Here is a 15,087-nt window from a genome sequence, read left to right as displayed (position 1 = left end):
CATAAGATGTTTCATTTTTTAAATGTAGTAGCCCGTTTATGGAACCTTCTTAATATATAGTAAAACCAATTTTTTTAATTTAAAAATCCCTTAGTGTAAAATCCGCATTATGATGCCAATCCCCTTTCTCTTTGACGCGGCCTATTTGATTTAAAACTTCGACTTCCTCTGTAAGCATTAGGGCATAGATAGAAAATAATTAAAATAATGATAATATAAGTCCTATGATTTTCTTCATACTCGCGTCACCTTTTTAATTCATAAAAAACCTTTTAATTATATATTAGATTTCGTTTGTATTAAAATAAAAAAATATAAATATGCATAATTGCATATTTATATTCTCGATAGAGTGTACCCTATTGAGAAGTAATCCCTTTCCTTGATATTATTAGTCTTAGAGACTCTCAATAACACTTATCAAAAATACAATTGAAATTATGGGACAGGTAGAATTCTTATTACAAGCTGTAAAATCTTATATAAGAGATTTAGAACAACGATAATTATTTATTAAGGAGAAAAAGCGTAGAAATTGAATCTTTCTACGCTTTTTCTAGTATTCAAATTCCATACTCATTTCCACGAAATCACCATATGCACTATCAACGGAATAGGAATGTTAATGTCAATCTTTGCAGAAAAACTCTATATACTAATCATACTTAAAGGAGAACAGAACATGATAAAACATATACTCAGTTTCCTACTTGGAACATTTGTTATGATAATTGGTTACGTTTGGGTTATTCCCTACACCCTTGAAGCAATTGACAGTAATGTAAGCTATATTACTAATCACAAAAAGTATTTTAGTAAGTTATATGAATATGACATTAACCTTTGGATCATTGCAATACTTATATTTTGCATTTTTACTGCGATTTCTGTTCTTATACTCAAGTTACCCGATTATAAGAAAAATAAAAGCACTCCTATAAAAAGATATAGTCAAACAAATCGGCAAAAAAATGCAAAGAGAAGGCGTAGAAAATAATTTTTTTATGTTAGGGTTTTTACTTATAAAAATATCTTAGCGTATAAAAACCGCGTTTTTACGTTGGTATTCCTTAATGTAAAATTGAAATATAGCCGTACCATTTATAAAAAAGTTGAATCAAAATGTTATTATGTCAGTTTCCCTCCTTCCACTAACTGGCAGTTTAATTTAACAAACAATGTTATAATTTAAATCAATTAGGGGGGATAAATTTGAAAAAGAAATCTACTGTTCTTTTATGCTTATTAATTTTCAGCATGTTAATAGCATATTATTTTTATCAAAAAAATCAAAATGAAGAATTCGTTAGATGGGGCGATAGTATACATACTGTTAACACTGAAATACTAAAAGAGAATGATATTGAATACAAAATTGAAAACGATAAAGTTTATATTCCAATAAGCTCTCTTAGAAAAGCAACATTTTGCTGTTCCTAATAAAAATACAGAGTTAAGTTATAATTCTAATGTTTGATTTAAAAAATGTTTTAGACTATAGAAAAAAGTATTAATCTATTAAAAAATAGTTGTAGACTGAAAAGGTGTTTTCTATATGTGAAAACACCTTTTATTTCTGTAACTCCATTTATAGTATCCATTGTCCTAGTGGATATTTTCCGAATGTGTAAATTTGAAAACATCACGCTCTGGAATGTGTTTGTATAGCATGTTTTCTTCTTTGACAAGAATATCATAAGAATGATAGTCGTGTTCAATCGAGCCGCCAAAATCTCTAATGTCAATTGTTCCAATGAGCATCTTATTTCCGAATTTAAATGAAACTTTTTCGCCTAATTGGAACTTCATTGGTGGAAAATCTCTATCTTTTTTACAATACATGAATTTCACTCCTAACATTTTTATAAGCCAAGGTACCACCAGCAATTTAGAAAAAAACACTAAGCAAAAAATAAAATAAACTATCCATTTAGACTGTGCTCATTTAGTCGGGTAAGCGGGGGGCATCGCTGCCCCCAACTCCCCTCAGAACCGTACGTGACAGTTTCCCATCATACGGCTCAAGCCTTCTTTTTATCCGATTTCAGTCCCTTTAGTATAGGCAAGGTAAGTGAACTAATTTTAAGTTTAAATTAGACAATATGAGGTGTTGCGGAACAGGCATGTCTTTTACGACTACCTTTTCCCCGTTTTGTAGTGGAGTTTTGCAGATAGCGCAGCGGTAACCTTGTTTTCTAGCCAGCTTCATTCTATCCATCGTGTTTTCCGTATCAAATACCTTACGGTCTCTTTTTTCCCAGTATTCTTTCAATGTTGGGTCATCAGGACTATTTTTGAATTTCACCATGTTGTGTCTCTCAATCTTAATCCATGACATATGTAAGAGTTGGATATTTGTTTTCGGGCAGGTTGGTGTCCAAGCATTTCCACCATGATGTGGATGCCTGTAATATCTTGCATATATCCATTTCCACGACTTCTTTGGATGGAGCTGTCGAAGATGTTTGCCGATTCTCCAATAGATATAGCTATCCATTGTACCAAAGATTTTCTTAGAAACGACATGTTTCCAGTATTGCCCGTATCCTCTGATAATAGGATTAAGCACTCGGATGATTTCTCCGATGGGTTGACCCCTCATGACACGTAAAGTATCTCCAATTTTCTTCTTCGCTTTCTGTCTACTGCCCTTACTTGGTTTGATGAACAGTTTATTCCCCTGTTCAGTTTGGTACTGCCGAATCAAGAATCCTAGGAACTCAAATCCTTCCTCAATATGTGTAACCTTCGTCTTTTCAGGGCTTAATTCCAATCCCCTGTCCTTTAAGTAGGGACGAAGTCTCATATATACAGAGAGTGCTTGTTCTTTTGTCTCCGTTAAGACCACAAAATCATCTGCGTAACGGATAAGGGTAAATTTGCAAGCAGGATTCATAATATAACTATCATTAGCTTTATAGTTTTTCTTGTAAGTAATTCCCAAGGTTTCTTCCATTCCATGAAGGGCAATGTTAGCGAGAAGTGGCGAGATAATTCCTCCTTGCGGAGTACCTTCTTGCGTTTCCGCGAAAAAGCTTTGCTCCATGTATCCCATCTTGAGCCATCGCTTCAATAGTTTTCTTCCTGGGAAGTAAGAAGTTTGTTTGAGTATCCACTCATGGTTGAGATGATCAAAACAGCCCTGAAAATCTCCTTCAAATATCCATTTCTTCTTTGTGCCCCCGTTGATTCTATTGAAAATGCTTCGTATGGCATCATGGGTACTTCGCTTAGGACGAAACCCGTAAGAAATAGCTTCAAATCTGGCTTCCCACTGTGGTTCAAGGGCATTTCGCACTATATTTTGATATACCCTATCCTTTATAGTTGGGATGCCCAACGGTCGCAATTTTCCGTTTTTCTTCACAATGTATATACGTTTTGCTGGTTTTGGTCGGTGTTGTAGCGTATTTAACTTTTTGAGTTGCTCATAGAGAAGATTTCTTTCTCTGCGACTCAAGGCTGTATGTTCATCAACACCTGCTGTTCGCTTTCCTTTATTCTGCTGTGTTACTCGTCTAATTGATAACAGTAAGTTTGCTTCGCTTCTCATGAGTAAGCGTTGAAGTTTTCTTACCTTTCTTTGTTGCTGTAACTGTTCGGCACGGTAAATTCTTTGTCGTAACTTCGTCACATACATCTGAACTGCTTTCCAGTTTGTATACGAGACGTGCGCCGACGCTCGTTCTGAGGTGTTCATAACTGCACGCTCCTATTCGTCAGAAGATAACTTACAAATGTATTTCCATGTTGAAGACCTATAAGAAGTGGGCTCCCTTTCAGGCTTGTCATGGGTTTGTCCGTAAGGACGACAATATCCGCTCAGTTATACATATTTCTATGCTTTCCTGTTTCCTTTCGGCTAGCGGCTTTTGCTTTCTCTTATATCCTTTACCCTCTGCCACATCGTTTGACTTTACAGTCATCCTACTGCTTGCGCAGATGACATAGGGCTTACCAAGTTTCACATTCCACAGATACGACAGGGTTAGGTGGACTCTTTACTCCGGATAAGTTGCGGGATGCAACGCGGCAGTATTATGAGAATGCCTTTCCTCTTATCAAGACCTGGGTAGAGCTGTACATTATCCCAAGCTAACGATTACGAAGCTTACGAGCCTTCACTCTCGTTCACCGTACCTGTCTTCTCCTAGCGGTATTCCGAGTCATGTACAGACTCTCTGTTTCCACATTTCCTCATGCAACCCACGAGCCCGTTACCAAGTCCGCAGTTTCGGATGGAGATAGACTTTGCATCTAATCTAGTAGCAGAAGCTACCCTGTGGGAATGCGACTTCTTGTCGCACCATAATTATCGAAGTCGGAAGTAACTTATGATTTTACGTGAGGTCTCTTCTTTCTCTTCAGTAATACAGCTCCTATTATCAGGAGTATCCCAACTCCCAAAAGTCCATAGGATACAGGAGGGTCAGCCATCACAGCCACAGCTACTGATCCACCATTACCTTGGAAGCTGAAAGAACTAAGAGTTAAAAAACCGAATGTAATTAAGAGAAGTCCTACTATAAATAGAAATATTCTCAATCGATACACCGCCCTGTCTACTTTTCCTTATTATACCATTGGAAGAAGGCTAGTAGTGACTTGAGTTATAACTGTATATTCTATACATGTAAAGTTAACATAACGCAACATTATCAGTAGTAATCAAAAAGGGGATTCCTTACTCACAAAAGTAATCCCTTTTTTATTTTCCATAAAGCTATTCATCTTTTTATGCATTCCTATTATGGCGCGGTTTTAGGTTTCGCATTTGTTACTGAATGAACCGAATGACTGTATAAAATCTTGCATGCTCTTAGCGTTTTTTTCCAAAATACTGGCGGTAACCCTGCTATGTGAAAAATAGATACAACTCTTATTCTACCTTTACAGTTTCTTTCGATAAATATTTAAAAGCTGTATCAAAATATTCCTTTTTCCCCCAAGTATCTGAATTCCCAATTACTACAAAGTATTTTTTTGCTCTACTTGCAGCGACGTTTAATAAGTTTGGAGTGCTGGATGCCCAATCTAAAGGTCCTGTTCTCTGATCGTCTACGCCTAAAACTAAAATAACTAATGGGGCTTCTTTTCCTTGGAAAGTATGAACTGTTCCAATTTCTATTTTTTTGTTTGCTATTGAATTTTTGTTTAACTGTAATAACTTTTGAACTACACTTACAAAGGGTGAAATAATGTAGCAATCTTTCCCTGGGTTGTTTTGTGTAAATTTATTTGCAATCTCAATTGCTTTTTTTCCTTGCTCAGGAATATAGTGATTTCCTGAACCAGTAGTTTTCCCTCCAATATTAAACCATTGACTCATGTACATTGGATCCTCTACCATATCTTTGTTCTTAGTCGCATGTAACATCTTGTCTTGATATGTTGTTTTATTACATATCTCAAACATAGGGCTGTCACAACGTCTATGTACACGAAGCGGTGAGCCCAACCACTTTGTGTTATTTTTGGAGTCACTCATTGTTCCGCCAAATTTGTTATTAAGATCAGCAAATTCTTGTACACTTACTTCACTTCTAGTTAAATGATAGAAAAATGAGCTTTCACTCGTAATTCCAGCACTTTCATTTGCTATTAATTTGAGCTGATCATCACTCAACGTTACAACCGGAGGTATTTGTAATGGATCACCTACCACTACAACATTTCTAGAACGCCAAATGGCTCCAATTGCAGATTGTGGTGTAGCTTGACCTGCCTCATCAATAAACAGCCAACCAATATCTTCCGTTTTCAAATCCCTTAAAAACCTTGAAACAGAAGCAAATGTTGAAGAAATTATAGGTGTAAGTAGGAATATAGTATCAAACATCGCTTGGATGAAGTCATCCCTTTGCTTTTCATTAATTTGGGAATCAAGATTCGCTTTTTCTTTCCCACCTAAAAAATAAGCCCTTGCTAAAGTTAAATTTTTTTCTATTTTTTCCTGGTTTTCAATTAGGAAAGTACAATATTCATCCATCATTGTTTTGAATAGCTTACTCCGAACACAATTAATTCGATCTTCTTTATTATCACCATCAATATTAACAAATTGTTTTTGTGATGATTGCCATTTTTCGTCATCTATATCATCAAAGTCATCGTTTACTTGCGCGGTTTTAATCATACTTGATATCTGTTTTTCTAAACTATCAAAGGAATACTCAGCACTAGCATGTATATTACACAGATCATTAAGTTCATCTGAAATATTTTGAAAATATTCTTTTATATTTGCTGATTTCCCCATTGCAGCTGATATTTTCCCCCAGCAACTTTCATTCTTGTTATATCCTAAATAAGTGTAATTGTTTTTTATTAATTCCTCATCTTTAGGCAAATCCATACTTATATTTTCAACAGCAGCATTATTATTTGATGTAACTAAAATACGATATTCTTTAAGTTTTGAATGAAAATAATAATAATAATCCTCTTGCCCCTCAGAAAATTGTATTTTTGTAAATAAATCCTGTGTTTCCTTTAAAAACTTTACCTTTTCAAAAATAATATTTGCAAATACATCTTTTAATAATGTAGTTTTACCAGTACCAGGAGGACCGTTTACAGAAAAAATAAAACCCTCTTTTTCCTTTGAATTTGCAATAATAAGATTTAAAGCTACCTGCTGCATTAAACCTAGCGGAAAACCTGAAGGCCATCTCGTAATTGGAATATCTCGTAAAATCCTTTTTATTTCGTTAATACTCTCATTATTAAAAAAGTCTACTCTTTCACCTGAGTTTTTTAATGTTTCCCAGTTATCTAAGGCAAGATATGTTTTTAATGCTTTACCTATCTTTTCATATTTAATGTTATATTTTACTTCCTCCAAATCTTCAATATAAAAACTGTTTACTCCTACATATTCTTTGTATGTAAGTCGAATATTTTTCTCATAATCCTTATCACTAGAAAATCGAAATACTCCTTCTTTATCGAAGTGGCTATGTTTTATGTATGATTTTAATATACTTTGAATGTTCCGAGAAAGTTCTAACCAATTTTTATATCTAACATGTATAAACTTTATACTCTTAGCCAGTTCCACGTGTCCTTCTGACTCATTAAACTCTAAGTCATTACTAATTTTACTGTAATTTTCACTTTCAATTACCGACGTTATTGTACTTATTAAATCCAACTCTAAATCTTTTAAACTTTTTCCAGGGCGAAGAAAATATTTAATTATAGGACTAACTACCACACTAGATTCTAACGTTTTATCCTTTATTGGTTTTAGCATATGATCTAACTGAATATGAATAAGAAAACTATTAGGAAACCCTTGAAAATCAGTAAAACTAATTTTCTTATTAAATTCGTTAGAAAAGTATCTTAGCACTTCTTCTTTTGCAACAGGTAAATAGAATAAAGATGCTTTTGCATCCATTAAATACTTACCTTTTGCACTTTCTCTTTTTTTTTGTAGAAATATTTGCATATAATTTTGAGGTGAACCATTAGGCCTTATAAAGTCAAAGTAATCAATAGTAGGTTCTCTATGAAAATAATTTTTTAAATTAAAAAGGCTTAATGATTCTTTATCACAATTCATAAAGTTAAAATGTTCTAGTTCAATGAAATAATTCATTACTTTTGAGGATACTTCCTTATAATCACTATTTTTAATTTCTTTCTTTTTACTATTAAAAATTAAAGAAAAAATTTTCTTTAAACCACTCATTATTAATCTCCTTTGATAAAATAAGATATTATCTAAATTATACCAAATATCCTATTGAAATATAGTCTGATTAAATCAAAAAATTTCCAGTAAGGAGCCATCTTTATTTATCGTGATTTCTTAGGTTGATAGCGTTGGGGTAATACCTCTTTTTTGTGGATTTAAAATAACGGTTAACTGTTATAAAAAAGTTGCAATGCTTTTTCTCTTACAAAATAAAAGATTTGACTTTAAGATTAGACCCGATTTTGAGGTAGTAAAGAATAATCCAATCGTTGAGAATTTTATTTTAAGAGTAAAAATGCATTAATTAAAAATCCAATAAAAGAAAATCGAACTAGATAGCCTTTCTAGATTGATTTTCTTTTTTATATTCTCTAGGAATATTCCTCTTCACTGCAACTCATTGCTATTTGTATAAGAGAAAATGGGATTTGATAAGGACTGTGGGTTGTATGCAGTCCTTTTTCGTTACAATAAAAAAGGAAATAGAAAATATCAAAGTTACAAGGAAGTGAAAATGGTAGAATAATATGTTACGAAGTAATGGGTGGACTGTAATCGGAGTGTAGGGTATACAGGCAATCAAGACATGGGGAATCACGTTTGCGGTATCCTTCCCCAAATCACAATAACCAGTAGCTTAAGACTTTTAATATAATATTAAAAAGTGGATATTCTTAAACACATATCCACTTTCAACTACGTATATTTGTCACCTTAAACATACTTTTTCCCTATTTATATACTTACCTTCGCTTCTCCAATATCCTGCTTTTTAATTAAATCTAAGTAAAAATGTGAGACAGTTGTGTTGTAATAAGGATAAATAAAAATAAATGATAGATTAAATGTAAACATTCCGATAAATGCGGCTAATAAAAACCATCCTATAAATGATAACCAAAGAACAAATAACTTTAGCTTTTGTCCTTTCATTATTCTTTTACTTTCTCTCAATGCTTCACTTGCTGTATAATCAGGATTCTCTACTAATATGTAATACGACATGGAATAAGAAAAATATTTAATAATACCTGGAACAATTAATAAGAGACTCCATAAAAATAGAAAAATAGCTTGCAGCAGCCCCAATTTCATTGATTTAAACACATTCTTCTTTTTAAATCCCGAAAATACATCGTCTACCTTAGCATCTTCTTTTTTCCCTAAGTGTAAAGTAAAAACAGAATATCCATAATTGAAGATACCTTGTATGAGACTATAAATTAGAAAACAAACCCCACCTAAACCAATATAACTTAAAATAAGTACAGCAAGTGCTGTTGGATCTACTTGTGGTTCGCCACCAATTGAATAAATAAATAATGCATCCGGGCCAATTATCCCGATAAACAGTGCAAATATTAAATACATGAAAGTGGCTATTGCTGATGCACTTAAGGTCGGTACAAAATAGAATAAAGCTGATACTCCTATACCTACTCCCCATTTCCCATCTAACGAGTTAAGTGCTGCTTTCTTAAAATTTCTTGTCATTCTTGTATTCCCTCCTTTTTTCTTATTTTGCTTTACTAAAAACATAAAAGAACTTGTAGCAGGCCCCGCTACAAGTTCTTTTAGCCAAATACTTTAGCTCCTCGAAAAATTATTTATTCTACACAATCGGGGGTAATGCCTAAAATATGGTTTGTTAACATCATTATATAACATAATTATGAATTCTTGTTAAAAATTCTATATTTTTAGACAAATAATTCTCCACATTTTTACTTATTTTTTATTTTCATGTAGTCTTTTCTATTGGGGGTAGCACCACATTGCTATCAAGTTAAGAAAGGTAAATGCCCCAGAGCGAAATTTGGTGCTAACTTGTAGCAAAAAACTCATTTTATTTTTTGCTTAGCGTTGTCTGTTTCCGAAATGCTAGTGGTACCCCTAATTGTCGTGATAAAAGGAGTGGATCCCCCACTCCTCTTCTATTATCATATGATTGTTTAACAACATGTCTTCATAGCTAGATTTAGCCTTAAACTTCAACATTTTTGCCTTTCAGTAAAAATTATCCCCCTCCTTTTACGCTTGCTCCGACTTTCAAAATTATTTCGTATACCCACGATTCAGTTCCGTTAACTTTTCATTGATGTTAAAAATTTTCACTCTAATATCTTTTACACCAGCTGCTTCAAGTCTGTTCTTGTGCATTTCCGCGTATTTTTCAGCATCTTGTTTTTCTTCAAATACATAGATGCCTCCAGCTTCTTTTGTTTCTTGATTCTCTGTCCATATTTTCCAGTGGAATCCTTCTTCTTCGTTAATACTGTTTGCTAAATCCCAAAAACCTTTTTCCATTTCTTCACCAAAAGGACCTTCAAACGGAAAATCAACTTGTAATAAATATGCCATCTTTGCTCACTCCTATTTTCAATATTTTTCAATTCGAATGCAGATAATATCTTAAATGAGTGCTGCTATTATTCCTGCACTCATTTGAAATTTCACCTACATTTTCAAAACCCCTTTTATAAAATAATTACAAAATGATAGCAACTTAAACGCATACAGTTTAATTGCTTTAGGTTATGTTTTAAAAATATGATACAAACTTATCCCTAAACTAAGAACCAACAAAACAAGCGCAGGTATTGCTTTCTTAAAGGGATCTCTTGCTAATACAATAAGAGTTAATGCAGCTGCAAGCATCGTACCACCTAACAACAATCCTGCTAATAAAGCTACTGTTGGAATCCAAATTCCTATCAACATTCCAATCGCTCCTACAATCTCAAAAGCTCCAGTTAAGAAATTAAAAAACGAAGGTAAACCAAATCGCTTGAACTCGTCTGCCATTTTCCCAGAAATAATTTTCGTACCTGTCATTAAAAAGAACAGAAATAATACAACTTTTACTACATTGATTAATATTAAAATAGCAATCACATCTTTCTTATTTATTTGATACATTTACATGCTATAGCATATATAATACAAAAATTTGACTGGTACTAGATAAAAAAGTGACCTGAATCAGATATCATACAAAATAAAGCTATCTTCCTATTCCTCCAAAACAAAACTATATGCTATAGCATATATAATACGTAAAACAAAGTTTGTTCCTTATGAATAGCATAGCATCAATAAGGAACAAGTATTAATAGCGTGTATCATACAATTTGTTTAATAATGATTGTAATACTTTAATCTCTTCTTCGCTCAAATTACTCGTAACGAAATGGTGAGCGTCTGTCACGACAGGCAAAATTGTTTTCTTTAACTCGTCGCCTTTTTCAGTTAAAAACAGGTTGTGTGAACGCCGATCTTGGTCATTCAAAGCCTTCTTTACAATTCCTTTTCTCTCCATTGACTGTATCATTCTTACGACAGTAGTTTGATCTTTATCAATCGCTTCTGCTAACTCTTTTTGAGTAGTGGCTCTTTGGCTACAAAGAACACTAATAATCCCCCACTGCTCTGGCGTAACTCCGAAAGGCTTTAATTTCTTCGTAAAATAATTCGTCATTTTCACATCGGTACGATGAACAAGATAGCCTATTAAATCATGTAAGTTCATATATCACCTCTATAAATTAATATATAAAAGAGTATAGCATACCAGTCAATTATTCACAGTGAATGTATTCATTTTATTTATTATATGCTATAGCATATATATTATAGTAGGTCATTTTAATTGTCAAATGAATTACCTATTTCTCTACAGTATCAGTCCAACTTACTAAAAAAACAAAATCCCGCATTCAATGAAAATACGGGATTTTTACAAATGAGTTATTCACTTATTCAAAAGAAGTTCATTCGTTACATATTACTTATTTAATTAAGAAACATTCATATACCAGCCCAAACATCTTTTCCATATCGCCCTTCATCTTGCAAACGATCTAACCAATTCCTTGCTTCTTGTTCACTAACTTCATGAATTTCTTGATAGGCTTGACAAAGGGTGTCTTCTACGTCAGGAGCCATTTTACTTCCATCACCACATATATAAAGATGGGCCCCATTATCTAATAACGAAATTAAATTCATTCTATCTTCTTTTATTACATGCTGTACATATGTTTTAGGATGTCCTTCTAAGCGAGAAAAAGCTGTGTGTAAAGAGATTAATCCATCTCTTTCATCATTTTCTAATTCTGTACGATAGAGATAATCCTTTTCAGGATGACGACAACCAAAGTATAGATGTGCTTCTCCTAAGTTCATACCTTTTTGCTTTTGAACGCGACGCGCTTGTAAGAATCCACGGAATGGTGCAATTCCAGTACCTGGTCCAACCATAATAATTGGTGTTTCTGGATTTTCAGGTAATTGAAAGTTTGATTGTGGCGTTCGAATGAAACAGATAATCTCATCTTTATTATGACGCTGAGCTAAATAGTTAGAAGCGACTCCTTCATATGTCCCTTCCCCGCTCCATGCAGGCGCATTCACAACACCAACCGTAATACTCAGACGATCCTGTGCAATGAGTGGAGAGCTTGAAATTGAATAGTAACGCGGTTTGAGCGCCGGAAGAAGTTCTAAAAAACGTTCAAATCGGATTTCACAAGCCTCATACTTTTCAAGAAGATCTAACATTGAAATACGTTTCTTTAATATTTGTTCATGATAAACTCCGTCTTCCAATAATGATTCCAATTCCTTTTTATGAGGAGGACATGCTGTGAATGTCACCATTTCTCGTATTTGTGCTCGAGTGGCTGCTTCTTGCACTTCTACACTATAACTAAGAAGGTCATATAAACGAACAGGACTGTCTAAAGGTATGTGATTTACACTGCGCCCACTTGCGCTTAATATGACTTGATCCTTCCCGTTTAATCCAAAGCGTTTTAAAATTCGGTTGACATTTTTCTCACTATTAATTGGCAGCACCCCAAGGTGGTCTCCTTCTTTATACGTAGCGCCTTCTGGCAAGGATATCTCAATATGTCGCGTGCTTCTTTCACTGCTAGATGATTGAAGTTCACGATTTTCTAATATAGATGCATAAACTGCTTCATATGTTCGCGCAAGAGGAGATCCTCCAAGACGGCTGACAAATTGCAGACTCAAAGTACTGCGTTCTTTCTCCATGTTTTTGTTAAGTTCCAATCCAAATGCCTTCATCGCATCAGACCACATACTTTCTTTCCATTGCTCGAGCTGTTCCTCGAAATCGCCACTTGCATCTGCTTCTCCGCGTTTAGAAAATCTTGTTGCTCCTTTTTGAGCCATTTGCTCATCAATGTATCTTGGTATTCGCTGATAGGTACTAGCCCAATTATGGTCTCCACAACCAAAAACTGCGTATTGAACACCTTTTAGCTCATCCGGTTTTAATTCTTCCAACCACTGCACAAACTGTCCTGCATTACTTGGCGGCTTTCCATTATAAGAAGAAGTTACAATAAGAACCGCTCCTTCTTTTGGCAAACTTCCAATTCGATCGTTAAGAGCTGCCACTTCTGTTTGAACACCTTCTAAACTAGCTGTATCTGCTAGTTCTCTTGCAATACCTTCTGCTACCCCTGTATCCGAGCCATATAGAACAAGAAGTGAAAGATTATCGGCTCCAATAATAGAAGGAGTCTTCTGAACTTGCTGCTTAATTTCATGTTTTTTCGTTTTCTCCTCTGTAGGCGCAAGAACAGTAGTATGGCTAATAGTTTGATTTCGAGGTACAATCCTAATTTTAAAATCACCAGGCTTAAGCGTTAATGTTTGTTTTACGTCCAGCTGATAGTCTTCATAATCAATGAATTCAAAATGTTGAAGAAGCATTCCCATTACGAGTGTCGCTTCATGAAGTGCAAACTGCATACCGATACATGCTCGTTGCCCATTTCCAAATGGCTTATAAGCGTGATGAGGAACCTTATCCAGATTTTCAAATCGTTCAGGTTGGAACTCTTCCACGTTGTCTCCCCACGCGTCTTTATCCCTATGTAACTGTGGAATAAGGACAGAAATACGATCTTCTCCTTTTTTAATTGGATATTTCCCACCAATCACTGTATCTTCTTTTGCATAGAGACTGAATGCTGGAGCAGTAGGCCATAGACGTAGTGATTCATTTAAAATCATCCGGATATACTTTAGTTTCATAACTTGTTGATATGTTGGAGTGGGATCTGTCAAAACACGGTCTACTTCTTCATAAGCTTTTTTCAATTTATCTGGATTCTTTAATAAAAAATAGATTGCAAAAGATAACAATCCACTTGTTGTTTCATGCCCAGCTATTAAAAAGGTGATAATTTGAAAACGAATATTTTCATCATCTAATTTTTCACCAGTTTCCGGATCCTGCACATGTAACATACGGGAAAGTAAATCATTTTCTTCCTGATTCCCACTATTTTTACGTTCAGCAATAATATTATCTACTAAAGAAAACATGGATTGAATATCATGTTGAAATTGACGTTTCGTTCTCCACATGAGTTTATCTTCTATATCCAGCCGCTGCAATTGGTGCATCGCCTCATCTAGAGCACGGGTCATGCTAGTAATAAAAGGATGAGGGGTCTCGCGATAAAAGCTATTAAATCGGTAATTAAAACCACATAGACCAATTGTATCTAATGTAAGGCGAGTCATATCCTCTGGAACATCTACGTTTTCATTCGGATTCAGTCTTGCCCATTTTTGAACGAGTTGTACAGCAATATCGACCATCATGGCATGGTAATCTTTCATTGCCCGTTGGCTGAATGTAGGCATCAAAATATTATGAGCTTTTTTCCAGTTAGGCTCTTGAGTCTCACTTGTAAATAATCCGTCTCCAGCAAAGGCACGAACCTTCGCTAAAGCACCCTCTATACTTTTATCAAATCTTGTTTCATCACAGACTTCTGCTACCAGTTCATGTCCAGAAACGACAATGATCGTATCACTTAAAGTTTGCATTCGAAAAATGGGACCATACTCTTCCGCTATCTTGATAAAGGATAAGGTCGGTTTATCTTTATCGATTAATGGGAGATTCCCTAGCGGTCCATATGTTTTCGGCTGAGGAATGGCAGATACTTTTTTATCCATTAAAAACACCCTTTCAAAAAATACTAAAATATCCCATTCAATAGAAAGAAGATAGCAATGAAGCGCCTGGGATAAAAATATGTAATTGATTACCTTATTTTATCTTTTCCCTAATTATTCACGATTATGATATTGCTTATAAGGTTGATATTAGATTTATAACTTGCAGAAAAAAGACGAAATTAAAATGAAACGTATTAGTATAATGTTTATCAGAAATTGAAAACTAAAGATTGTAGTATTTGGAAAGCCAATAGTTTCTAATGAAAAAGGATCTGATATGAAGATCAGATCCTTTTTTCACTGTTTCTTTCAGTTCTTTTCCCGTTTTAACTATCAGCTTCTTAGTAGCAAAACAACTTTTAGACATCATTATCTCG

At 34.3% G+C, this 15,087-nt stretch carries 10 protein-coding genes; 2 read left to right on the top strand and 8 right to left on the bottom strand.

Annotation, left to right across the window (positions count from 1 at the left end; genetic code table 11):
* The first annotated feature begins 682 nt into the window (after positions 1-682).
* Both LMD38_RS11105 and LMD38_RS11100 read left to right on the top strand, forming a co-directional pair.
* The gene (locus tag LMD38_RS11105) at positions 683-997 is read left to right on the top strand and encodes a hypothetical protein (protein WP_016717959.1); all 315 of its coding nucleotides are present in this window, start codon (positions 683-685) and stop codon (positions 995-997) included.
* A gap of 215 nt (positions 998-1,212) precedes the next feature.
* Positions 1,213-1,440: a hypothetical protein gene (locus LMD38_RS11100; protein ID WP_016717960.1), complete on the top strand. Its 228-nt coding sequence runs from the start codon at positions 1,213-1,215 to the stop codon at positions 1,438-1,440.
* Positions 1,441-1,605: 165 nt separating this feature from the next.
* On the opposite strand, the gene LMD38_RS11095 is transcribed toward LMD38_RS11100, so the two are convergent.
* The 8 genes from LMD38_RS11095 to cypD all read right to left on the bottom strand — a co-directional run bounded on the left by LMD38_RS11095 (position 1,606) and on the right by cypD (position 14,707).
* Positions 1,606-1,842, bottom strand: a complete 237-nt coding sequence (locus LMD38_RS11095; protein ID WP_016717961.1) for a hypothetical protein — start codon at positions 1,840-1,842, stop codon at positions 1,606-1,608.
* A gap of 211 nt (positions 1,843-2,053) precedes the next feature.
* On the bottom strand, positions 2,054-3,700 hold the full coding sequence (gene ltrA, locus LMD38_RS11090; protein WP_001097732.1) for a group II intron reverse transcriptase/maturase: 1,647 nt from the start codon (positions 3,698-3,700) through the stop codon (positions 2,054-2,056).
* Positions 3,701-4,879: 1,179 nt separating this feature from the next.
* Positions 4,880-7,696, bottom strand: coding sequence for an AAA domain-containing protein (locus tag LMD38_RS11085; RefSeq protein ID WP_062821657.1), 2,817 nt, complete (start codon positions 7,694-7,696; stop codon positions 4,880-4,882).
* A 741-nt stretch (positions 7,697-8,437) separates the two neighbouring features.
* Complete coding sequence (locus LMD38_RS11080) at positions 8,438-9,196, bottom strand: DUF975 family protein (protein ID WP_016717964.1); 759 nt, start codon at positions 9,194-9,196, stop codon at positions 8,438-8,440.
* Positions 9,197-9,757: 561 nt separating this feature from the next.
* A complete protein-coding gene (locus LMD38_RS11075) occupies positions 9,758-10,063 on the bottom strand; it encodes a monooxygenase (RefSeq protein ID WP_000323770.1) in 306 nt (101 codons plus the stop codon).
* Between the two features lie 174 nt (positions 10,064-10,237).
* Positions 10,238-10,621 carry a DoxX family protein gene (locus tag LMD38_RS11070; RefSeq protein WP_061182548.1) on the bottom strand — a complete coding sequence of 128 codons (384 nt, stop codon included), beginning with the start codon at positions 10,619-10,621 and terminating at the stop codon, positions 10,238-10,240.
* Positions 10,622-10,811: 190 nt separating this feature from the next.
* Positions 10,812-11,231: a MarR family winged helix-turn-helix transcriptional regulator gene (locus LMD38_RS11065; RefSeq protein ID WP_001048550.1), complete on the bottom strand. Its 420-nt coding sequence runs from the start codon at positions 11,229-11,231 to the stop codon at positions 10,812-10,814.
* A gap of 278 nt (positions 11,232-11,509) precedes the next feature.
* Positions 11,510-14,707, bottom strand: coding sequence for a bifunctional P-450/NADPH--P450 reductase (gene cypD, locus LMD38_RS11060; protein ID WP_062821656.1), 3,198 nt, complete (start codon positions 14,705-14,707; stop codon positions 11,510-11,512).
* Between the last annotated feature and the right edge of the window lie 380 nt (positions 14,708-15,087).

The organism is Bacillus pacificus (genome assembly GCF_020861345.1).
In the GTDB taxonomy this organism is placed as follows: domain Bacteria; phylum Bacillota; class Bacilli; order Bacillales; family Bacillaceae_G; genus Bacillus_A; species Bacillus_A pacificus.
The sequence above is the reverse complement of the archived record's forward strand: the minus strand, read 5'-3'. Positions and strand labels throughout refer to the sequence as shown.